Origin of the sequence: Rariglobus hedericola, from assembly GCF_007559335.1 — a bacterium.
Taxonomy (GTDB): Bacteria; Verrucomicrobiota; Verrucomicrobiia; order Opitutales; family Opitutaceae; genus Rariglobus; species Rariglobus hedericola.
In genome coordinates this window covers 379105-401355 of sequence record NZ_VMBG01000001.1, presented here as the reverse complement: position 1 = coordinate 401355, position 22251 = coordinate 379105, and the positions used below count along the sequence as shown (strand labels likewise).

The 22251-nt window shown below is 59.5% G+C and carries 20 protein-coding genes and 1 pseudogene; 16 read left to right on the top strand and 5 right to left on the bottom strand.

Annotated elements, in window-relative coordinates; genetic code table 11:
• Window positions 1-8 precede the first annotated feature (8 nt).
• From FPL22_RS01915 to FPL22_RS01895, 5 genes are all read left to right on the top strand, one after another.
• The gene (locus tag FPL22_RS01915; RefSeq protein ID WP_144228432.1) at window positions 9-812 is read left to right on the top strand and encodes an indole-3-glycerol phosphate synthase TrpC; all 804 of its coding nucleotides are present in this window, start codon (window positions 9-11) and stop codon (window positions 810-812) included.
• A gap of 101 nt (window positions 813-913) precedes the next feature.
• Window positions 914-1303 (top strand): GxxExxY protein, encoded by a 390-nt coding sequence (locus FPL22_RS01910; RefSeq protein WP_144228431.1) that lies wholly within the window; start codon window positions 914-916, stop codon window positions 1301-1303.
• A gap of 52 nt (window positions 1304-1355) precedes the next feature.
• Window positions 1356-2195, top strand: coding sequence for a 16S rRNA (adenine(1518)-N(6)/adenine(1519)-N(6))-dimethyltransferase RsmA (gene rsmA, locus FPL22_RS01905; RefSeq protein ID WP_144228430.1), 840 nt, complete (start codon window positions 1356-1358; stop codon window positions 2193-2195).
• Window positions 2196-2199: 4 nt separating this feature from the next.
• Window positions 2200-2433, top strand: coding sequence for a hypothetical protein (locus tag FPL22_RS01900; RefSeq protein WP_144228429.1), 234 nt, complete (start codon window positions 2200-2202; stop codon window positions 2431-2433).
• A gap of 4 nt (window positions 2434-2437) precedes the next feature.
• The gene (locus tag FPL22_RS01895) at window positions 2438-2911 is read left to right on the top strand and encodes a Uma2 family endonuclease (protein WP_144228428.1); all 474 of its coding nucleotides are present in this window, start codon (window positions 2438-2440) and stop codon (window positions 2909-2911) included.
• 944 nt (window positions 2912-3855) lie between these two features.
• Here the strand turns inward: FPL22_RS01895 and melA are convergent.
• Window positions 3856-5127: pseudogene (gene melA, locus FPL22_RS18200) on the bottom strand (alpha-galactosidase); the annotation flags it as partial.
• Window positions 5128-5247: 120 nt separating this feature from the next.
• Here melA and FPL22_RS01885 point away from each other — a divergent pair.
• From FPL22_RS01885 to FPL22_RS01860, 6 genes are all read left to right on the top strand, one after another.
• Window positions 5248-6033: a helix-turn-helix transcriptional regulator gene (locus FPL22_RS01885; RefSeq protein ID WP_144228426.1), complete on the top strand. Its 786-nt coding sequence runs from the start codon at window positions 5248-5250 to the stop codon at window positions 6031-6033.
• 72 nt (window positions 6034-6105) lie between these two features.
• Window positions 6106-7086: an SRPBCC family protein gene (locus FPL22_RS01880; RefSeq protein ID WP_144228425.1), complete on the top strand. Its 981-nt coding sequence runs from the start codon at window positions 6106-6108 to the stop codon at window positions 7084-7086.
• A gap of 186 nt (window positions 7087-7272) precedes the next feature.
• Entirely contained in the window at window positions 7273-9495 is a 2223-nt protein-coding gene (locus FPL22_RS01875) for an NADP-dependent isocitrate dehydrogenase (protein WP_144228424.1), read from the top strand.
• Window positions 9496-9523: 28 nt separating this feature from the next.
• Entirely contained in the window at window positions 9524-9967 is a 444-nt protein-coding gene (locus FPL22_RS01870) for a hypothetical protein (protein WP_144228423.1), read from the top strand.
• Window positions 9964-11274, top strand: coding sequence for a ParA family protein (locus FPL22_RS01865; RefSeq protein WP_144228422.1), 1311 nt, complete (start codon window positions 9964-9966; stop codon window positions 11272-11274). The genes FPL22_RS01870 and FPL22_RS01865 overlap by 4 nt, the downstream gene beginning before the upstream one ends.
• Window positions 11271-12737: a hypothetical protein gene (locus tag FPL22_RS01860; protein WP_144228421.1), complete on the top strand. Its 1467-nt coding sequence runs from the start codon at window positions 11271-11273 to the stop codon at window positions 12735-12737. The genes FPL22_RS01865 and FPL22_RS01860 overlap by 4 nt, the downstream gene beginning before the upstream one ends.
• 565 nt (window positions 12738-13302) lie before the next feature.
• Here the strand turns inward: FPL22_RS01860 and FPL22_RS18065 are convergent.
• Complete coding sequence (locus tag FPL22_RS18065; RefSeq protein WP_275263003.1) at window positions 13303-14091, bottom strand: autotransporter-associated beta strand repeat-containing protein; 789 nt, start codon at window positions 14089-14091, stop codon at window positions 13303-13305.
• 67 nt (window positions 14092-14158) lie between these two features.
• Here FPL22_RS18065 and FPL22_RS01845 point away from each other — a divergent pair, with 67 nt between their 5' ends.
• Window positions 14159-15091 carry a transposase gene (locus tag FPL22_RS01845; RefSeq protein WP_144228419.1) on the top strand — a complete coding sequence of 311 codons (933 nt, stop codon included), beginning with the start codon at window positions 14159-14161 and terminating at the stop codon, window positions 15089-15091.
• 33 nt (window positions 15092-15124) lie between these two features.
• Window positions 15125-15652 carry a hypothetical protein gene (locus tag FPL22_RS01840; protein ID WP_144228418.1) on the top strand — a complete coding sequence of 176 codons (528 nt, stop codon included), beginning with the start codon at window positions 15125-15127 and terminating at the stop codon, window positions 15650-15652.
• A gap of 75 nt (window positions 15653-15727) precedes the next feature.
• Here the strand turns inward: FPL22_RS01840 and FPL22_RS01835 are convergent, their stop codons facing one another.
• On the bottom strand, window positions 15728-16066 hold the full coding sequence (locus tag FPL22_RS01835; protein ID WP_144230237.1) for a YciI family protein: 339 nt from the start codon (window positions 16064-16066) through the stop codon (window positions 15728-15730).
• A gap of 103 nt (window positions 16067-16169) precedes the next feature.
• On the opposite strand from FPL22_RS01835, the gene FPL22_RS01830 reads away from it, so the two are divergent.
• The 3 genes from FPL22_RS01830 to FPL22_RS01820 all read left to right on the top strand — a co-directional run bounded on the left by FPL22_RS01830 (window position 16170) and on the right by FPL22_RS01820 (window position 18122).
• Window positions 16170-17033, top strand: a complete 864-nt coding sequence (locus tag FPL22_RS01830) for an alpha/beta hydrolase (protein ID WP_162525156.1) — start codon at window positions 16170-16172, stop codon at window positions 17031-17033.
• 250 nt (window positions 17034-17283) lie between these two features.
• Window positions 17284-17595 carry a hypothetical protein gene (locus FPL22_RS01825; protein WP_144228416.1) on the top strand — a complete coding sequence of 104 codons (312 nt, stop codon included), beginning with the start codon at window positions 17284-17286 and terminating at the stop codon, window positions 17593-17595.
• Between the two features lie 41 nt (window positions 17596-17636).
• Window positions 17637-18122: a hypothetical protein gene (locus tag FPL22_RS01820; RefSeq protein WP_144228415.1), complete on the top strand. Its 486-nt coding sequence runs from the start codon at window positions 17637-17639 to the stop codon at window positions 18120-18122.
• Window positions 18123-18219: 97 nt separating this feature from the next.
• Here the strand turns inward: FPL22_RS01820 and FPL22_RS01815 are convergent, their stop codons facing one another.
• Both FPL22_RS01815 and FPL22_RS01810 read right to left on the bottom strand, forming a co-directional pair.
• A complete protein-coding gene (locus tag FPL22_RS01815) occupies window positions 18220-20796 on the bottom strand; it encodes an endonuclease/exonuclease/phosphatase family protein (protein ID WP_144228414.1) in 2577 nt (858 codons plus the stop codon).
• A gap of 229 nt (window positions 20797-21025) precedes the next feature.
• Window positions 21026-22114, bottom strand: a complete 1089-nt coding sequence (locus FPL22_RS01810; RefSeq protein ID WP_144228413.1) for a glycoside hydrolase family 130 protein — start codon at window positions 22112-22114, stop codon at window positions 21026-21028.
• Between the last annotated feature and the right edge of the window lie 137 nt (window positions 22115-22251).

Here is a 22251-nt window from a genome sequence, read left to right as displayed (position 1 = left end):
CTTACGACATGTCCGACAAACTCACAGAGATCATGGCTTGGAAACGACAGGAGATCGCCCCGCTCATCCGCGCGGTGTCCCTGCCCGAACTGGCCGCGTTCAACGCGATGGCCCCCAAGCCCCCGTCTTTCGCCGCCGCCCTCCGCCGTGACGACGGTAAACTCGCCGTCATCGCCGAGATCAAACGCCGCTCGCCTTCCGCCGGTGCCATCGCCGCCACCACGCTCTCCGCGACCGATCAGGCCATCAACTACCGCACCGCCGGCGCTTCCGCCCTGTCCATCCTCACCGACGAAAAATTCTTCGGCGGCACGCTCGACGACTTGACCGGCGTGACGAATTTCTTCCGCCAAGACCGCCCCGCCATTCCGTGTATTCGCAAGGATTTCATGGTTCACCCCATCCAGGTCCTTCAGGCCCGCGAAGCCGGCGCCGGCGCCATCCTCATCATCGTGCGCGCCCTCAATGACGACGAGATCGCCGCGCTCTTCGCCGCCGCCAAATTCGCCGGACTCGATGCCCTCTTCGAGATTCACAACGAGTCCGAACTTGAGCGCGCGGTGAAACACGGCGCAAAGATCATCGGCGTGAACAACCGCGACCTCGCCATCTTCAAGTGCGACCTCGGTCTGAGCGAACGACTCATACCCTTGTTCCCGAAACACGTGATCGCCGTCAGCGAGAGCGGCATCTTCACGGGTGCCGACGCCGCCCGCGTCCACGCCGCCGGCGCCCACGCCATCCTCTGCGGCGAAGCCCTCATGAAGGCCCCCGACACCGCCGCCCTGATTACGGAATTTCAAACCGCGTGAACCACACCTCTTAATTGCCCGAAATTAGTGACCATTAGTGCCAATTAGTGGTTAATCCGTTTCCTTCTCAGACCTCAGATTTCCACCACTAATTCACACTAATGAGCACTAATTCAGCACAGGGTGTATTCGAGCAAGAGGGCTATGACTTCATGGCTGCTTGCTTCGAGGTTTATAACCAGCTCGGCCACGGATTCCTTGAAGAAGTATATCAGGAAAGCTTGGAACTTGAACTCACCGAACGGGCGATTCCTTTTACCGCTCAAGCCCGACTCCAACTTTTCTACAAAGGACGGCCGCTCCGAAAATATTACGAAGCGGACCTCATCGTAATCGGAGAAATTGTCGTAGAAATCAAAGCCGTGAAAACACTTCTCCCCGAGCACGAGGCGCAGCTGATCAACTATCTCCGCGCCACCAAAAAACGTGTCGGCTATATCGTTAACTTCGGCGCCCAACCCAGCCTCGAATGGAAACGTCGAATCCTCTGATTTTCCTGAAATTAGTGCCCATTAGTGCTAATTAGTGGTTAACCCATCATCCGTGCCTCTCTCTCCTTCAGCCACCCGCGATCTCCTCGATCAACTCGGCCACTTTCCCAAGCGCGCGCTCGGGCAAAACTTCCTCGTGGACGGCAACATCGTCCTCAAGTCACTCGAACTCGCCGGCGTCCGCGCCGGTGACACAGTGGTCGAGGTCGGCCCCGGCCTCGGCACGCTTACGACCGCCATCCTCGAAACCGGCGCCGATCTCTGGGCCGTCGAGTTCGACCGCCACCTCCACGCTCACCTCGAGGCCACGCTCCTGCCCCGGTTTCCCAACACGTTCCACCTCCTCGAAGGCGACGCCGTCGATCAGCCCCTGGCCGCCCTCCCCGCCGACAAAGCCGCCGCCGGTTTCAAAGTCGTCGCCAATCTCCCCTACGCCATCTCTACCCCATGGATGGACGCGGTGTTCTCCGGTCCGTTGCCGACCAATCTCGTGCTGATGCTCCAGCAGGAAGCCGCGCAACGCTACGCCGCCAAGCCCGGCTCCAAACAATTCGGAGCCATCTCGATTTTCCTCCAGTCCGCCTACGACATCGCCCCCGGCCACAAGGTCGCCGCCGCGTGCTTCCACCCGCGCCCCGACGTCGAATCCTACTTGCTCAACCTCGTGCGCAAACCCGCGCCGTTCGTGTTCGATCCCGAGGTGAAGCTCCTCATCCGTTCCTGCTTCCAGCAGCGTCGCAAGCAGCTCGGCGCCCTCCTTCGCGACAAGCTCCCCGACGGCGGTGCCGCCTGGTTTGTCGAGCTTACCGCCGCCGGCTACAGCCCGCAAAGCCGCGCCGAGGATGTGCCCGTGGCCGTCTGGCAAAAACTGCAGATTCCACCCGCCGCCTGAGCGCATGAATCTCCAGACGTTTTTCACTCTGCTTGTCATCGGCGTCATCGTCGGAGTGCTCTCCGCGCTCACCGGCAAAGGCAAAACCGCGCTCCCGGTTGCCTTGGTTGTTTCGTGTGCCGGCGCCTTTCTCGGCTGGTTCGTTTTCACCCAAGTCAGCCGCATGGCCATGCAGGTGATCTTTGCCATCGGCGGAAGTCTGCTGCTTCTCTGGCTGGCCCGTCTCATCAAAAAATAACCGCATGCCCGATCCCTACGAAGAGTTGATCGACGGCGAGACCTTCATCCGCGGCCCGCTTAACGGCCCGCACGAAGTCCTCTGCGACCGTCTCCACGCCTGGGTCGCCCGCCACCTGCCGGCCAATTCCGCGCTGAAGCTCCTGCCGCGCCGCACCACGCTCACGCTCCGAGCCGGGACCGTCATCTGCCCCGACCTCGCCCTCGTGCGTCGCGATAACAACGAGCTCTACCTCGCCGCCGAGGTGCTCCAGCCGGGCGATCATCATCCGGACACGGTCCTCAAAAAACAGGTTTACTCCGACTGCCGCGTGCCCCGTCTGTGGGTGGTCGATTCCCGTTATCAAAACGTCGAAGTTTACGGAAGTCAGTCCACCGGTTTCCGCCTTGAGTGGATCCTCGCGAGCCACGAATTCCTCACCGACGCCGCCTTGAACGGCTCAAGCTATCCCGTCGCGGATATTTTCTCGCGTCACTGAACGCCGCCCGGAAGCCGCACCTTGCAGGCGCGGTCCGGGTGATCATTCAAAGCGGACTCCGCTCACACCGGCACAATGAGCGCGAAGTGCTCCGAGCGTGACGAGCTATTCGTTTTGCCGTTCCAACCCACGCGGCAGGAACCGTGGGCATCACCGAGCGCGCCGGCGGAGATCAACAAATCGAGGTAAAACGCCTCGCCCGCGTTCACCTGCACACCGAGTTTTTTCAAATCGCAGCGCAGCGTGAAATCGTAGCCGCCCTTGTCGATCTTCACCTTGAAAGCCACCGCCTTCGAGGGCTTGCGCGTCTTGCCCAGCACGGTCGCGCCCTTCGCCCGCGGCAACAAAAACAACTGGGTCGTCCCGCCGCCCACCCGCGCCGGCTTCACGAAGAACTCGATGGTCGAGGCTGCCCACGGCGCGGCCACATCGACCTTCACCGCCGTGTCGATCACTCGCCCCGTGATTTCCAGCACGGTGCCTTTCACGGTCATCGCGGATTTCAGTAGTTTGTTCGCCATGAACTCCACGTCCACTGCCACGGCGTCCGCGGCGGACACCTTGATCACGCGCGGCGGACTGAAGATGTAATCGCGCCCCATCACACGCGCATCCGTCGAGATCCCGCGCAACGTGAGCGCCGTGGTCGCGGCGGGTTGCAACACCACGCGCTTCACCAGTGTCGCACCGGGAGCGAGCTTGATTGAAACAGCGCCTCCTTTAATCGGAACCGCCACGCCGTTGGCTTCGAAGACCAACTTCCCGGTGAACGCCGTCGTCCCTTGGTTCACCGCCGTGAAGTTAAACTCGATCGGTGCACCCGACACTTCAGCCAACGGCCTCACCGGTTCCACCGACACGATGACCTTGTCTCCCGTGCCCGCGTAAGCGCGGCCGGTGTTCTTGATGGTCGGAGCGAACTCACCGAGCAGGCCGACCTTCTGGTGCGCCTCGATCAACTCGTCGCACATCGCCCAGATCTTATCGAGCGGCAGCGTCGCGGCCGCATGCGGGTCCGTCATGACCGCGTGGTAAATGTGTTCACGTTTACCCGTAAGCGCTGCCGCCACGGTGAGCTCCTGCACGTTGACGTTAGTCCGGCAAATCGCGGCCAGCTGCGGCGGCAGGTCGCCGATGTGCGTCGGCTGCAAGCCTTGCGCATCCACCAGCACCGGCAACTCCACACAGCAGCGGTCCGGTAGATTCGTGATGAGTCCGGTGTTCGGCACGTTGCCATAGATCACGCGCGGCGTGTTCGTCTCCATCGAGTGAATGATGAAGCTGCCGTATTCGTGCGTCTGCGGATTCACGGTGATGTCGCCGTCCTCGCCGATGAGCTCGGCCTCGGCTTTTTTCCACGTCGCGATGATCGACTCGCAACGGCGCAGGTATTCGTCGATCGGAATGTCGAACTTCTCGATCACCGACTTCCCGTGATGGATGAAGTGCGGATTGTATTCGCTCTGGTGCTCGCTCGACTCCGTCACGAAATAACCGAGTCGGCGCATCATCTCGAAGCGCACTTTGTCCTGCGTGAACGCTCCGTCGTTGAGCAGATTGAACAACAGCGGATACGCGTCTTGTCCGCGGTATTTGTAGTCGAGGAAGAACGCCATGTGGTTGATGCCCGCCACGCGATACGTGACGTGTTTGGCGTCGAGCCCCGCGTAATTCGCGAGCTGCTGGCTGGTGCCTTGCACGCTGTGGCACAGGCCCACCATCGGCACGCCCACCGCGCGGTCGGCCGCCATGCACAACATCGCCATCGGATTCGTGTAGTTGAGAAACGTGCAGCCCGGCGCGCCCACGTCCGCGATGTCACGGGCGATTTCCAACGTCTTCGGGATAGTGCGTAATCCGCGGAACACCCCACCCACGCCGAGCGTGTCGCCGATCGTCTGGAGCAGGCCAAACTTCTTCGGGATTTCAAAATCGATGACCGTGCCCGGCTTGTAACCGCCGACCTGGATCGTGCAGATAACGTAGTTCGCGCCCGTGATCGCCTTGCGACGGTCGAGCGTCGCCTCGATCCTGGCCTTCACGCCGAGTTTACGCACCACTCGCTCGGCCATGACGCGCGCCGTTTCCAGACGCGCCGGATCGATGTCCATCAGCGTAATGGTCGAACCGCTCAATTCGGGAAATTGCAGGATGTCGGAAATCAGGTTCTTCGCGAAGACGACCGAGCCGGCGCCAATCAGGGTAATTTTAGCCATGGAGGGGATTTGTTAAATACGGACGCCACTCAGTGCGACCGCCTGCACTCAAACCTGCGGCACCCTTAAAGGCGGATATGAAAAGTTTGATATACGATGTGCAATTTGTGACATGAAGGCATGCCCGAGGAGGTTTTCCCCATCATCATCAGCGCCGCCGACGAGGTGCGCAGTTCCTCCGCCTACGAGTATGACAACACTCTGCGCGGCGGGCGGTCCCACCACGTCGCCATCCAGCGAACCCAGAGCGGCCGCGGCTGGTTTCGCGATGCCGCGGGCACCCATGATGTGCCCGCCGGTCACGCCATGCTGTTCAGCCACGACGAACCCACGGCCTACGGTTATCCCGCCGGTGCCACCGCACCTTACGATTTACGTTATGTGACCCTCATGATCGGAACGCTCGCTCCGTTGCTCGCGCGATTGCGCACCGATTTCGGTTCGGTGGTGCGCATGTCCGACGACTCGGAAGCGTCCGCCCTCTTTGACGAGATCGGCACCCGCTTTAAGCAACGCACCTTCCGCGACCGCCTCCATGAGGCCGAGTTGATCCACGGTCTGCTCATCGCGCTTTACCGCGAACAGGTGCGCGGCACGCAGACGACCGATCCCATCGAGTTCGGGCACCATTACCTGCGCAGCCACTTCCGTTCGCCCATCAACCTCAAACTCGTCGCCGGCAAATGCGCCGTAAGCCGCGAGCACTTCATCCGCGAGTTTACCCGCCGCTACCACGAATCCCCGGGCGCCCTGCTCCGCCGTCTGCGCTTGGAGCATGCCCGCGCCATGCTCGCCGCGACCGACACCGATGTGGAATCCATCGCCCTCGCCAGCGGCTACACCAGCGCCAACACCTTCTGCCGCGCCTTCCGTCAGAAATTCGGCCACAGCCCGCGCGGGCGCTGAACACGAGGGAGGCTGAAGGCCTTGACGTGCCTCGCCTTGCCTCCGACATCGCCAACGGCTCGACTCGCCTGAATGCCCACCCTGTCTCGCAAACAACTCGTCTGGATCGGCGCATTGAGCGGAGCTCTTTACGGTCTTTTCGTCCGCCTGATGTTTGGCCTCGATGCCGACAAAGGCACGCTGTTCGAAGTGATGAGTTCCACCTTCATCATCGGCGTTCCCATCGCTCTCGGCTTCCTCACCGTCTGGCTGGGCGAATACCGTAAACGTTATAGTTGGGGCCGCCGTATCCTTATGCCTTGGCTCTCATCGCTCGCGTGCCTGGGCTGCTGTCTGCTCTTCGCCTGGGAGGGGCTGATCTGCGTGATTATCTGGCTTCCTCTGGTTCTGGTTTTGTCATCATTCGGCGGCCTGCTGGCCGGCCTCATCCGGTTCGCGTTCACTCAAGACAGCAGCCGTAACTACTGCGCAGCGGTGGTTGCCCTGATACCGTTCGTCGCCGCCCCCCTCGAATCCCTGCGCGAAGCCTCCACGGAAATCCGCCGCGTCGAAACCTCCATCGAGATCAACGCCTCGCCGGCCACCGTATGGAACCAGATCAAATCCGTCCCGCTCATCACTGAATCCGAGCACTCGCTCAACTTCAGTCATCTGCTCGGCTTTCCGCGCCCCACCGAAGCCTTGCTCGAAGGCACCGGAGTCGGCGCCGTGCGCTACGCCCGCTTCGAGGGCAACGTGCTCTTCCTCGAGCGCATCACCGAATGGCAGGAGCCCGTCCGCATCTCGTTCTCGATCCAAGCCGACACGGAAAACATCCCGCCCACGACCTTCGACGAACACGTCACCATCGGCGGCCCCTACTTCGACGTTCTCCACGGCACCTACTACATCGAGTCCCTCGGCCCCGATCGCGTCATCCTGCACCTCTCCAGCGATCAACGCCTCTCCACCCGCTTTAATTTTTACTCACACCTGTGGACCGAGGCCCTGATGGCCGACCTGCAAAACTACATCCTTCTCATCATCAAAGCCCGCTGCGAAAAGACCCGCTGATTGCCTGCGGCTAATAGCAAACGATGCGTCCCCGTTAGCGCGGCGCATACCTCTCGCCCGCCCGCATTTGCTTTTGACCCACCCCCGCGCCCGCCCTTTGCTGGCCAACTACTTTTCCGTTTCCGAGCCTCCGAGTCCGGATCTCCGAACTACTCACTACTCGCTACCCACTACTCACTACTTCGAATGAGCCCATCCATCATCTACACCATCACCGACGAAGCCCCCGCGCTCGCCACCTACAGCCTCCTGCCGATCGTGCAGGCCTACGCCAAGCAAGCCGGCATCAACGTGGAAACCCGCGACATCTCCGTCGCCGCCCGCATCCTCGCCAACTTCGCCGACCTCCTCCCGGCCGACCAGAAGACCCCCGACTCCCTCGCCGAGCTCGGCGCCCTCACGCTCAAGCCCGAGGCCAACATCATCAAGCTGCCCAACATCTCCGCCTCCATCCCGCAGCTGAAGGCCGCCATCGCCGAGCTTCAGTCCAAGGGCTTTGCCCTCCCCGACTACCCCGAAACCCCTTCGACCGACGCCGAGAAAGACGCCCGCGCCCGTTACTCCAAGGTCCTCGGTTCCGCCGTGAACCCCGTCCTCCGCGAAGGCAACTCCGACCGCCGCGCCCCCAAGGCCGTCAAGGATTACGCCAAGAAGCACCCGCACGTTAACAAAGCCTTCTCGCCCGGCTCCAAGACCCGCATCGCCTCCCTCTCCGCCGACGACTTCTTCGCCAACGAGAAATCCCTCACCCTCGCCGCTGCCACCACCGCCAAGATCGAGTTCGTGGGCGCCGACGGCTCCGTGAAGGTTCTCCTCCCGAAGCTCGCCCTCCAGGCCGGCGAGATCCTCGACTCCACCAAGATCGGCAGGAAATCCCTCGTTGCCTTCTACGAGCAGCAGATCGCCCAGGCCAAAGCCGACGGCGTTCTCCTCTCGCTCCACCTCAAGGCCACCATGATGAAGGTCTCCGACCCCATCCTCTTCGGCCACGCCGTCCGCGTCTTCTTCAAAGACCTCCTCACCAAACACGCCGCCGTCCTCGCCACCCTCGGCGTTGATTTCAACAACGGCTTCGGCGACCTCGTTGCCAAGATCGAGAAACTCCCCGCCGACCAGAAAGCCGCCATCGAGGCCGACATCCAGGCCGCCCTCGCCGCCGGCCCCGCCCTCTCCTACGTCAACTCCGACAAAGGCATCACCAACCTCCACGTCCCCTCCGACGTCATCATCGACGCCTCCATCCCCGCGCTCCTCCGCGCCGGTGGCAAAGTCTACGACGCCAAAGGCAACACCGGCGACACCCTCGCCCTCGTTCCCGACCGCAGCTACGCCGGCGTTTACCAGGCCACCATCGACTTCATCAAAGCCAACGGCCCGCTCAACCCCGCCACCATCGGCTCCGTTCCCAACGTCGGCCTCATGGCCCAGGCCGCCGAAGAATACGGCTCCCACAACAAGACCTTCGAAGCGTCCGCCGCCGGCACCATCCGCATCGTCGACGCCGACGGTAAGACCCTCCTCGAACACGCCGTCGAGCAAGGCGACGTCTGGCGCGCCTGCCAAACCAAGGACCTCCCGATCCGCGACTGGGTTAAACTCGCCGTCAACCGCGCCCGCCTCTCCGGCACGCCCGCCATCTTCTGGCTCGATAAAGCCCGCGCCCACGACGCCCAGCTCATTGCCAAAGTTGAGCTCTACCTGAAGGACCACGACACCCAGGGCCTCGACCTCCAGATCCTCCCCCCCGCCGACGCGACCAAGGTCAGCCTCGAGCGCATCGTCAAAGGCCAGGACACCATCAGCGTCACCGGCAACGTCCTCCGCGACTACCTCACCGACCTCTTCCCGATCCTCGAAGTCGGCACCTCGGCCAAGATGCTCTCCATCGTCCCCCTGATCAAAGGCGGCGGCCTCTTCGAAACCGGCGCCGGCGGCTCCGCCCCCAAGCACGTCCAGCAGTTCACCGAGGAAAACTTCCTCCGCTGGGACAGCCTCGGCGAATTCTTCGCCCTCGCCGCCAGCTTCGAGCACCTCGGCATCACCCAGAACCACGCCAAGGCCAAAGTTCTCGCCGAGACCCTCGACGAAGCCAACGGCAAGTTCCTCGAGTTCGACAAGTCCCCCGCCCGCAAAGTTGGCGCCGGCATCGACAACCGCGGCTCGCACTTCTACCTCGCGCTGTATTGGGCCCAAGCCCTCGCCAAGCAGACCTCCGACGCCGACCTCAAGAAAGCGTTCACCCCTTTAGCCGAGAAGCTCACGAACTCCGAAGACCAGATCGTGAAGGAACTGATCGCCGTCCAAGGCAAGCCCACCGACATAGGCGGCTACTACCAGCCCGATAACGCCAAAGCCTCCGCCGCCCTGCGGCCCAGTGCCACGTTGAATACAATCCTTGCGACGCTGTAATTAATCGACAGCTCCCATAGCCTAACAAATGACCGCGGCACTCAAACCAGTTGACTTTTTTGCATCAGCTAAACGCCACTTCGATGATGCTGAGCTACTGCGTTCGAATTCAAGAATGCCAAATGCTGGTCAATTATATGGGTTCTGTGCAGAGTGCGGGATTAAAGCATTATTCATGTGGCACAGGCACGCGGAAGACGCCAATGGATCGCCACCCTACGGAAGTGCATTAAGAAATCATATTAATGCACTTCCCGCCAAATTTAACGCGATCAACTTAACACTCAGCGGAAGAACGGCGGTTAAATACACGTCAATGCTCACAAAAATTAGTCATTTTGGAGATTGGAACGTAGATCATAGATATTACAAGGAGAGCAGCATTCCCACATCGACTGATAAATGGAAGGCCGCCGCCGAAGAAGTCATCGCAATGCTACAAGCAGCAAAAATTGACGGAGTCAGCACATGAAACCCATTTTTTTCAATGACGCCATAAAAGGCGCGGCTAAGGTATTAAATGAAATCGAATTCCCTGCTGGCATAAAACCATTAGTGATTAGAGATATACACGGCCGCATTAGAGTCGCCATAGACGCAAATTCCGATGAGCATCAAAATCTACGCACAGAGATTATCTCAAAACTAGGTGCTATCGATACATATCTCGCCGCCGACTCTGGAGTCATATTCAAAGACGAACTATTCAACAGTAACGATATCTTCAACGATCCAGCCATTCTGGAAGTATTTATCCCTGTTGACGGACAAACGCTCAAAATACAGCTCCTGGACAGGCAAATCACTGGCCAAGATTGGTCCTCAATTGAACCGGAAACCACGACTAATATCCCTCGCCTAGTTTTCTTTAGTCTAAAAGGTGGCGTAGGCAGGTCTACAGCCCTTACAATGCTTGCCTATCGGTTAGCCCAAGAGGGAAAAAACGTGCTTTTGATTGACCTAGATCTAGAATCACCGGGTCTTTCCGGCCTCCTCCTCCCCCCGGACAAGATGGCTGAATTTGGAATTATTGATTGGCTATTGGAAGATGCCAATGGCCAAGGCGACGCGGTTTTATCAAGAATGATATCAGTAAGTCCACTAGCGGAGACCACCACTGGGCAGATCCGCATAGCGGCATCGATGGGCATGGACGAGTCATTTTACTTGGACAAATTGTCACGTGTTTATGCAGACGTATCATCCGGAGGGAAAAGTTTACGGTTTTCGGAGCGCATCGCAAAACTCATCAACTCGCTGGAAGAACAAGAAAAGCCAGATGTAATCTTAATCGATAGCAGAGCTGGCCTGCATGATCTAGGTGCACTAAGCATAGTCGTGTTGGCGACACATGCATTCCTCTTTGCCACCGATACCGCACAAACATGGCAGGGTTACGGACATCTCTTTTCCCACTGGAGAATGCGTCCCAAAATTGCAAAAAAAGTAAGGGAGAAACTTTGGATAGTGGATGCACTTTTCCCTGAAACGAATCAAGCAACACGGGCGGCCCAATTTCTAGATCGTTCTTATAAGCTTTTTTCGGAAAATCTCTATGAGGAGATCGCACCCGGCCAAAACGAAGAAAACACATTTAGCTTTGATCTAAAGGACGAGTCAGCGCCGCATTCACCGCTACGCATCAAATGGAATAATAGATTTCAAGAATTCGACCCACTACTCCTTTCTCGAAAAATTTTAACCAAATCGGATATCGATTCTAGCTTCGGGGAGTTCCTTGAAGCGGCATTCCATTTGGCCACTAAGGAAAACGAATGAACACAGATACATTCCCCAGACAGGTCACTCGCAGTGCACTAATCGAAGCACTTCCTGGAAATGACGAATCATCTTCGTTTACTACACGGGACCCTGCATTCACCTACGTTCCTGCAAGCCACGCCAAGGCCCTTGATCCAGACAACACAATAGTCGAAGGTATACGAGGTGCAGGGAAAAGTCACTGGTGGGCTGTGCTAAACTCAAAACCACACAGGAACTACCTAGCTTCGGTTTTCCCGGAGGCTCGAATTGGCACTAACCTCAAAATATCGCATGGATTTGGAACAGGACTAACAAAGGTCGACGCTCCTAGTAAAGACACCCTCGATTTACTAACGAAAAAATACGCCTGTAGAGACATCTGGAAAGCTGTAATAGCAACGCATCTTGATTTTCCATCGCCTTTTCCGAGCAGAGAAGGCAAGTGGGCGGAAAGAGTTAAGTGGACCTCTGAAAACCCAGAGGATTACGACGAGCTACTTGAAAACGCTGATTGCGCCCTTTTAAAGGCAAAGAGACTCCATCTAGTATTGTTTGATGCCTTAGATAGGCTAGCAAACGATTGGGTTTCAATTCGCCCCTTGGCAAAGGCTCTTTTTCAACTTGCTCTAGATATTCGCAGCTGTCGCGCCATCAGACTCAAGCTATTTGTTCGTCCTGACATGATAGAGGACAAGGAAATTTTAGCATTTCCAGACTCTTCAAAATTGTTAGCCAGAAAGGTAACGCTCACCTGGCGAAGTGTAGACCTATATGCTCTATTATTTCAATGTTTAGGTAATGCACAAAATAGCGGTGAAGAAATACGCATCCACTTTAAAAAGCATTATGGATTGAGCTGGAAAGAAGACAAAACCACTAATACCTGGATATTACCCAGCATCCTTAGAATAGATGAGGTTACTCAAAGAAACGCATTTCACGCCATTGCAGGCCCAGCAATGGGAAGCGGAAATAAACGCGGCTATCCGTATACATGGCTACCAAATCACCTTCTTGATGGTCGCGAACAGGTAAGCCCGCGTAGTTTCTCCGCGGCACTTCGTAGGGCTGCGGCTGGCGATCTGCCGCATGGGTGGGAATACCCGCTCCATTACAAATCCATACAAACAGGGGTTCAAGCAGCCTCTCAAATCCGGGTTGCTGAGGTGATCGAAGACTACCCGTGGGTGAAATCGCTTATAGAACCCCTCAGCAGTATTTCCGTCCCCTGTGAAGTAGACCAAATTATGGAATTATGGTCAGGGAGCAATGTCATTAAGACACTAAAAACTGCAAGTATACAGGGCGACGTAAAACTCCCCCCTCCTCGCCTCGGAGAAGGTGGAATGGGCGTGCTAATTGATTTGGAAGATCTAGGCATCGTTCAGCAATTGAGTGATGGCCGCATACAGATGCCTGACGTTTATCGTATAGCATTCGGATTAGGACGCAGAGGCGGTGTAAAACCGCTACGTTAGGCATGATCCACCCCAGTGTTGCATCGAGCCGATGGGAGTCGAGCGAAGGGTCAGGCCGCTAGATGCTAGTTTTCAGGTCCCATCGAGCCAAAGGGACCACCCTTCAGCCTCAGCTCTCCGGATTGAACGGGAAAACGCGCAATTCCTGCGACGTGCGGCAAGCCACCGCGAGCTTCCGTGCCCACTCGACCGCTGAGTCGCGCGTCGCGATTTCCAACACCGCAAACCCACCCGTCAACCGGCTGCCCGGGTGAATCGTCGGCGAGACCGAACCGTCGCCAGAAACCAACACAGGCGCGCGTCGAGCCAAAGGGGTCGGGCCTTCAGTATTCGAATTTTTAAGCCCCGCCTCAAACCAACCCTATTTTTTCGACAACTGACGGACCGACCCCATTTCCGCGGCGGCTCACTCTCGGCCGCGCTGCGTTGGCCCGTCTGCGCGCGGCGATGGAGCGCTGAGGAGACGTGGCCGTCGCAAGCCCGAATCGCCACTGAAATTGCCGGACGCCACCCCGGTGCAGCGCCGGTCCTGCATTCGACTGGAACGTTCCGGCAGAGGGGGCACTCACGCCGCCCGCAACTTCCGCCGGCGTTGCCACGCGGCGACGCCGAGGGAGCACGCGCCGAAAAGTGCCGTGTAGGTCGAGAGCTCGGGGACGGCGGCACTGGAAAACGAAAGATCGCCTGTGGTCTGCGAGAACGTGAGCGTTTGCGCTCCGTTGACGAGCGTCCACACGCCGCCGTCGTTCGTAAACAGGCCGCTATAGCTGCCGCTCGCGAGAATCGACGAAAAACTGCCAGTGCTTCCGTTACCCGACAGGCGGAAGAAATCGAGGGCGGTGCCATCCTGGACGGTCGTGCCGAAGACCAGATTGAACGCACCGTCGTAGGTTAACGTGCCAGTGGTGAGGTTGATCGCATCGTAGGTGGTGCCGCGATTGGTGCCGTCGATTTGGAAGACGGTGGTGCTACCGGTGGCCAGGGTGAGGTTGCTGCCAAAGGTAAGCAGGCCGGGGCTGTTACCGGGGGCGAGCGTGCCGCCGGTGGCGATGGTGGTCGCGCCGTTGATCGTGCCGGAGCCGCCCAGCGTTCCGCCCGAGTTCACCGTCACCACGCTGCCGGAGGCGAGCGAGCCGTTGACGAGCAGGGTGCCCGCATTGACCAAGGTGGCGCCGTTGTAGAGGTTGGCTCCGCCGAGCTCGAGCGTGCCTGCACCGGCCTTGGTGATTCCGCCGCCTTCGCTGCTGCTGATCACACCGCCCATGGTCAGAGTGCTGCCGTTGACTGTCATTGTCTCGGAAGCTTCCATCAACACGGCGCCGGTGCCGAAGTTAAGGCTGTCGCGTCGAGCCAAGGGGGTCAGGCCGAGTATTGTTGTATTTCTGCCTTGAACGCCCCGCCCGATTCGCCGCAATCCCCTCATGGCCAGAAAACTGAGGCTCGAATACCCCGGCGCGATCTACCACGTCATCAACCGCGGCAACTATCGCCGCGATGTCTTTGAAACTGTCGGTGCGGCGCAGTCCTTTGTGCAGACGCTGGAGGAGGCGGTAGCTTTATATGGGTGGCGGTTGCAGGCGTATGCTTTGATGAGCAATCACTTTCATTTGGTCGTGGAGACGCCGCAACCGAACCTGACCGAGGGGATGCATTGGCTGATGAGCACCACGGCAACCCGGTTTAATCGCTTCCGCCAGGAGCGCGGGCATCTTTTCCAAGGGCGTTATCAGGCCCTTCCGATTGAAGATGCGCGTGTCATGGGGCATGTGATCGATTATGTGCATCTCAATCCAGTGAGAGCCCAGGTCGTAGAAGCTTCCCAAGTCGGAGCGTTTCGCTGGAGTAGTCTGGCGCGTTTTCTCAGAGGACCGCGGTTTGCCGGACTGGACCCCGAGGGGGCTTTGAACGGGCGTGGCTGGAGCGATACGCCCGATGGGTGGTCGGGCTACGTCGAGCACTTGATCGCACTGGCGGCCAACCAAGAGGAACAAAAACGCCTTGGATATGAAGCGTTTTCCACGGGCTGGGCCATCGGCGGAACGGACTGGCAACGCACGCTGGCCGCCGAGCATAAGAGCATGGCGTTGACGCCAGGATTGGCCTCTCAGGAAGCGCGTGCTTTGCGTGAGGCACAATGGCGGGAGTTGCTCGACAAGAAACTCCGTGAGACCGGCCGCAATCAGACCGAAGCTTTGGCTGCACCCAAGACCGCCCCGTGGAAGCTTAAGCTTGCCCAGTCCGTGCGCACGGAAAGCGGCGCGTCCGTTTCCTGGCTGACGCGAGAATTGGCACTCGGTGCAGAAGGCACTGCACGCTCGATGATGAGCCGATCCAGAAATAGCAAAATACAATAATACTCGGCCTGACCCCATTCACGAAAAGCGACCATGGCCAAAGCCAAACTCATCTTCCACGAAACACAGCGCGTGCTTCCACTTCGTCAACAGGAGTTAAGAAAGGGAGCATGGCCCGTTCTTCGCACTACATTGATTCTTGGCCCGCTGCTTGGACTGTTGGGATTGTGGATTGTCTACCACGCGGGTGCGGACGAAGCTCCGCCCACCCGACTGATCACCGGCCTGTTATTGGCCCCGTTTGCTGTGAGCCTGATGATTTATCTTCCGCTGTTTTTAAGCCATGTGCCGCGCTTCGCTCCCCACTTTCTCACGCGCTGGCAGCCGGTGCGCCATGGCCTGTTTATCCAAAACGGCTTCAACAACGGCCACCTGCTTCCGTGGAAGTTCATCGACTCATTGATCACCGAGACGACCGACGAAGAAATCACCCTGCACTTGAACGTGCGCCAAGAAGACGGAACCACCCGACGCACTTCCTTGGCCTGCCTGATATCCCAAGCGAACCCGGAAATGATCACCCGTGTGCGAGAGGCGATCAATAATAAGACATTTTGTTAGTCTTCGCGATCTATGGGCCGTCGAGCCGAGGCGATCAGGCCGCTAGATGCGAGCCAAAGGGACCACCCGCCACCCTCAGCTCTCCGGATTGAACAGGAACACGCGTAATTCCTGTGACGTGCGGCAAGCCACCGCGAACCTCCGTGCCCACTCGAGCGCTGAGTCGCGTGTCGCAATTTCCAACACCGCAAACCCACCCGTCAACCGGCTGCCCGGGTGAATCGTCGGCGAGACCGAACCGTCCCCAGAAACCAACACGGGCGCGACGCTCTCATCGATGCCACCGCCAAACACCCACACGCCCGCCGCCTTTGCCTCGGCAACCACCGCGTGAGAGTCGATGGATGCCTGCTGAAGATCCGCGGGCGTTAACTGCATGGCTTCCGCAGGAAACGAAATGAGATACTTGGCCATGGCTTGAGCGTCGTCGTAGCCGCGCACGTCGGCAAGAAGGATGGTCGGCACAACAAGATTCGCGACCATTCGGGGAATTGAGGGTCTGCTGCTGCACGCCTTTATGAAAATTGCCGTCGCCCCTTTTGTCGCCCTCGCCTGCCTTGGGTTGTTCGCATCAATGACCGGCTGCGCCAGCGGCAGCCGACAACCCGCTCCGGCGCGTCAGACGAGTTATATCCGACAGGACGATATCGTTTATACGCCGGCCACTTGGCCGCAGGCATTGGAGGCCGATCTTTACTTACCCAAAGGCGCCGGGCCGTTTCCTGGCGTGCTCCTGATCTACGGCGGTGGCTGGAAACCTTCCGACAACCGCTACCAGATGAAATCCATCGCGAAACAACTCGCCGCCCGCGGCTACGTCGTGATGAACGCGGCCTATCGCGGTGCGCCCGCATTCACCTATCCCGCGCCGGTCGAGGATCTCCGCGAGGCCTTGCGCTGGTTGCATGCCCACGCCGATGAGTATCGTCTGCGGACAGACCGGGTCGCGACCTTCGGATATTCGGCCGGCGGACACCTCGCGGCATTGGTCGGCTTGATGGATGGGCCGCCCGAACTGCGGGTGCAGGCCATCGTCGCCGGAGGCGCGCCGAGCGATCTCACGCTTTATCCCGGCGGCGATCTGGTGCCCGCATTCCTCGGTGGCACGATCGACCAAATCCCCGCCACCTTTCGCGAGGCGTCACCGATCAATCATATCTCGGCCGGCTCCCCGCCCGTATTCCTCTATCACGCGGGCAACGACAAACTGGTTCCCACCGAGCACGCCGTCCGCTTCGAAGCGGCTCTCACTGCCGCCGGTGTTTCTCACGAACCCGTTTATTGGATAAAAAACCGCGGACACATCACCGGTTTCCTCTTCGACGCCGGCGCCGAGAAAGCCGCAATCACCTTCCTGGATCGCGTGCTCTACGCACCGTGAAGCCGAACGCGTTCACCCCTTAGGCCGCGGGTCTCCTATCCTTGGAAATAGGATCGAGCGTAAGGGGCTCTGGCCGCCTCCGATCCGACATGGGCCAAAAAGAGCGACGTAGTTGCTTTGCAAATTTCACCTGCAAATCCACATCAAAGACTCTTATCTCCCGATTCTCCTTCATCCCCGCGCCATGTCTCAGTCCCCATCACTTAGGCTGTCCTTGATTGAGCGTATTCGCCGAAGGATGAATCAGGAAATGAGCACTCTGCCCGATCGGAAGCGCGAAGCCCGCCTTGCTTTACTGGCACGCTACTCGAAACGTCCGCGCACCGCGCTCCCCGCAGTCACCCGTCCGTTCATTGTTTCCCTCACGACTTACGGCGAACGCCTGAAACGGGTCCACATCGCCATTGAAACCCTGCTGGGCCAGACCGTGCAACCGCTGCGGCTGATTCTCTGGATCGATGACTCGGTCAAAGATCGAGAAATTTCCACGGCCTTGCGGCGCCAGTCCCGTCGTGGCTTGGAAATAAGGAGAGCACCCGACCTCGGCCCTATACCAAAATAATTCATGCGCTGCGGGATTTTCCCGACCTGCCTATTCTCACAGTGGACGACGATGCCCATTATCCGCCCGATCTTTTTGCCCGGCTCTATGATGCCTTCGCTGCCGAGCCCGCCCATATTCATTGTTACCGGGCTCATCACATGCGTTTGAGCAGCACCGGCGAAATCCAGAACTACAAGGAATGGGAATGGGAGACTCAACACACCGGCCCCTCGACGTTGCTTTTCCCTACCGGTCATGTCGGCGTGCTTTACCCGCCCGGTTCCCTTCACCCGGACGTCACCAATATAGCCCTCTTTCAATCCCTCTGTCCCCACGCTGATGATGTCTGGCTCAAGGCCATGGCGCTTTTAGCCGGTTCCAAAGTCAAAAAGCTGCCGGGTAAAAACCGTCAGTTGCCCACCACCCGTCACTCGCAAAAAACCTCTCTCTCACAAAGCAACGTCGTGGGTGGCGGCAATGATCTCCAAATCAGGAAAGTCTTCGCTCATTATAATCTCAATGCCCTCTTGCAGACCCAAATCTGACCTTCCGGGGACCGTCTAGCAGTAGAGCAAAAGAGGGAGTCAATCCAAAGGGCCACGCCGCTAGATACTATTTAAGTCTTCCTTGCTGACTCTGGGCTCAGGGCTGGCTGATTCGGAGGCGTAAGAATTTCTTGGTTTCGGCGGCGGTCACCGGCACGGTGGCGCGGCGGAGTTCGTAGAGGTCGAAGGTCTCGATCAACTCATCGGTGACCTCCTCGTCGGACCACACGGCGGTGCCCGCGAGGTCGGTGGTCCATTCCACGGCGCCGGTCACGCCGTTGGCCGTCTTGCTGTGACGATACTCGAAAGACAGCTCGGCCCCGTTGAACTGGATCTGCGGCGCAAGGCCGTCCGACACCTCGGGGTCGAGCCCTTGATAATACTCGAGGAGATTGACCATGCCGTCGCCATCGGGATCACCTGCTGGGGTGGCGTCGGCCAGTCCGTCGGCCCACTCCGCGAAGGTCGGAGCGGTCACCGTCAGCGTGCCTTGCACGTAGGAAATACTATAGTTGGCGGCGGTGAAACTGCCGCCGGAAGCATTCGAGGGGAAAATCGAATAGCTTCCTGCGGCATCGTAGGCCGCCGTGCCGCCGACCGTGCTGAGCACAACCGCGGCGATGGTCTGTCCTGACACGAGACCCGACGCCGTGAACGCGGAGGTGCCCGCGCTCCACACTTCGCCGAAGGGCTTGCTGCGATCTTGCGCGGTGACGACCAAAGACCGGCGGGCAACCGTGCTGGCCGCCACCGGCACGGTCGCCGATGAGGCGCTGACACTGGAACAGGTCACCACGCCCACATAATTACCCGCCGCGGTGCTCGCCGCGAGGCGCACGTAAATCGTCGTGGACGCCACGGTGCCCGACGCGCCCACGGTTTGCGTGGAGGCGTAGCCGGACGCGCCGCCGGTCGTCTGCGAAACCTCGAAGCCCGCGGGCGGCGTTACGAGGATGCCCGCAGTGAGATCTGCTCCGGAAACACTGAAGCTGGTGGGTGTCGATGAAGCGGTGCCATAGATGGTGTTCACCGCCGCGAGCGTGCCGCTGGTGGCGAGCGTCGGGGTGGCGGGGATTGCGGCGCTGGCAACCACCACGTCGTCGATAAAGGCCCGCTTCGCCGTGGTGGCGATGGTGACGGTCGAGTTGGTCGTGCCGCCCGTGAAGTTGAGCGTCTTGGTCACGTAACCATCGGCAAGCGTGTTGGTGTAGGTGACCGTTTGCGCGATCAGGCCGGTGACGGTCACCGTGATATCGCCCTCAACCGCGGTCCATCCCTTGACCTTGAAACTCACGGTGAAGGCTCCGCCTGAGCCGCTGAGATTGAGAACTTTGCTGGTCATCGAACCGACGTTTGAACCGCTGCCCAGTTTGACCGTGCCTCCAGCGGGAAAGAACTGGGCGGTGGAGGGAAAGTTGGGCGCGAAGGTGCTCTGCGAAGTGCCGCTGGGGCCGCTGCTGGACGTGTCGCTGCCGGTCGTCAGCGCCGCGAAATCCTCGCGCAGCAACTCCACGCCCGGTTGCCCTCCCCCGCCGCCGCTGCCGGCGGCGACGATGGTGAGAGCCAGGGTGGCCGTGCCCGTGCCGCTCGCGTTGGTCGCGGAGAGCGAGACGGTGGCATTGCCCGCCGCGGCTGGCGTGCCGGAGATGAGGCCGCTGGCGGTGTTGACGCTCAACCCTGACGGCAGACCACTGGCGCCGAATGTTGTCGGGGTGTTGGTTGCCGCGATTTGATAACTGAACGTCTGTCCGGCCGTGCCGCTGGCGTTGGCGGCGCTGTAGATCGCCGGAACCGCCGGCGCGCTGGTGGTGGGAATCATGAAGTCCCGCACCACCGCCATGTGCTGCATGTTGGTCGCGGCGCTGTCGCTCTCCAGCACCGGCGACGGCAAGGGCGAATAAACGCGGCTGTCGAAGACGAGGCCGTTGGGGAAGCTCTGCGAACCGAGGACCACGGGGACCTTGCGGGCGTTCAGATCCGTGTCGGCCAGCACGCGGTCATAGGGCTTGTCGCGGTTGCGATTGGTGCCGCCGTTGCCCGCCTGATCGACCGGCCAGGAACCGCTGGTCACGAAGTAAGACGACAGCGTGTCGATGCACGCCTCGGTGTTGCTGACGGTGTTAAAATCGCCGCCGAGCACCACGTAATCAGCGGCCGGGATGCCCTGCGCCGTGATGTAGTTGAGAATCTGCGACGCCTCGGCGTTGCGATTCGAGGCGCTGGTGGTGAGGAGGTGCACGCTGATCACCCACAGATCGCGGTCGCCCGGAATATCGATCCGCGCCCAGGCGAAATCGCGATTGCTCACATTGGAATCCTCCCATTTTCCAGAGGCGAGAATCGGGTAGCGGCTCACAACGCCGTTGGGGATCTGGCCGGCGTTGGGCTCGCGCATGTAGGAAAACGATGCGCCGAAATTCGCGTCCACCCACGCGCGGAGATCCGCCGTCGTGTGGTTCAGGTAGTTGAATTCCTGCACCAGCACGACATCTGGCTGGAGTCCCTGCAGGATCCGACCGCCGTGACCAGCATCGTAGCTCTGGGCGTTACCGCTGGTGAGATTGGCCGCCACGATGCGAATGCGTTCGTCCGCCTGCAGCGATGCGACCAACCCGAGCATCCACGCCAGGAAACAGAAACAAAATCGAACGCGGAAAAAACGAAGAGGCGGCATGGTGAAGCGAGAACTCGGATGGCGGCGGGCTGATCAAAATGGCCCGCATCAGACGAGGACCAGACCACTCCCAATGCAATAAACGCGCCGCGACGTTTCCGTGACGAATACTCGTCAAATTGCCAAATGCGTGCAAATGACCGAAAGGGGATGGGCCTTCAGTATTCGCCTTTCCAGCCGCGCATCCTTCCCGTCCTATTTCACTAAAACTGAAGGACTCACCCGATTTCTAAGCTGAAGTCTGTGCACAGCCGACAAAGGTGTCGGCGCAGCCGTAGTAGAGGAGCCAGCGGCCTTCAAAAAAGACCAGACCTTCGGCAAAGGTGGTGCCCGCCTCGTATTGGCCGGCGGTTTCCCAATCGAGCTCAGGTTGGAAAAACGGGCGATCGAGTCGCGTGAGCAGTTTCGTGGGATCATCCTTGTCGAAGAGCGCCTGGCCGCAGGCGTAGGCACCAGTGGGCAGCTTCGGATCGCCGCCAGCGGCGTGGTCCCGGTTCTTGCCATTATAAACCAGCACAATGCCGTGCTCGGTGAGCAGCGGCGGTGGTCCGACCTCGGTGAACTCGCTGTCGAAACAGCCGGCGCGCGGGCGCATGATCTGAAGCGGTGCGCCGTGCGCGTCGGTGAGCGGCGTCCAGTGCACGAGGTCGTCCGAGGAGGCGATGCTCACGAACGACTCGCCGAAATACATCCAGTATTTGCCTCGCACGCGGGCGGCGACGAGGCGGCCGTGGTCGAGCGTCTGGAGAATGCCGGCGGATTTGATGCGGAGGTTTTCGTGGGGCGTGCCTTGGAAGGCGCTGCCGTGCTTCGTCCACGTGCGCAGGTCGCGCGAAGTGGCGAGACCCACGCGCCACGGGAAGTTGCCGCCGACGGGATTGCGGCCGGGGAACTGGGTGAAGGTGAGCACGTAGGTGCCGTCGGGGCCGGTGGCGAGGCGCGGGTCTTCGCAACCGCCGGTCCACTCGAAGGGTTTTTGCGCGTCTTCGGCGGGAAAATAAACCGGCTGCGGTTCGGTGCGAAAAGTGACGCCGTCGTCGCTGACGGCGAGACCGAGGCGCGAGGTGTAGCCACCAATGCCGCCGGGGCCTTGGTCGTCCTCGGCGCGGTAAAGAATTACCACGCGCCCCTCATGAACCACGGCAGCGGGGTTAAAAGTGTGGCGCGCCTCCCACGCGACTGGCTTCCGGCTCAACGGGCAGTCGAAGCATGAGGCGGCGTTGGGGCGGATCAAAGGGCGGGCATTGTCAGGGCGGACAAAGGGACCGAGCGCCCAAGGCGGCAACGAAGGTGAAACCGTGGAGACGGAGGCGGACATAGTTTGGGTGTCTTTTTCGGGGTAAAGCGAACTGAACAATAGTTATGAAACCGTCGGAGCGAGACTAAGTAAAAGTCGAAAACATCAGTTCTTCAGTGTTCGAATATACAGGCCGAGCCCAAGAAATAACCTAGGTC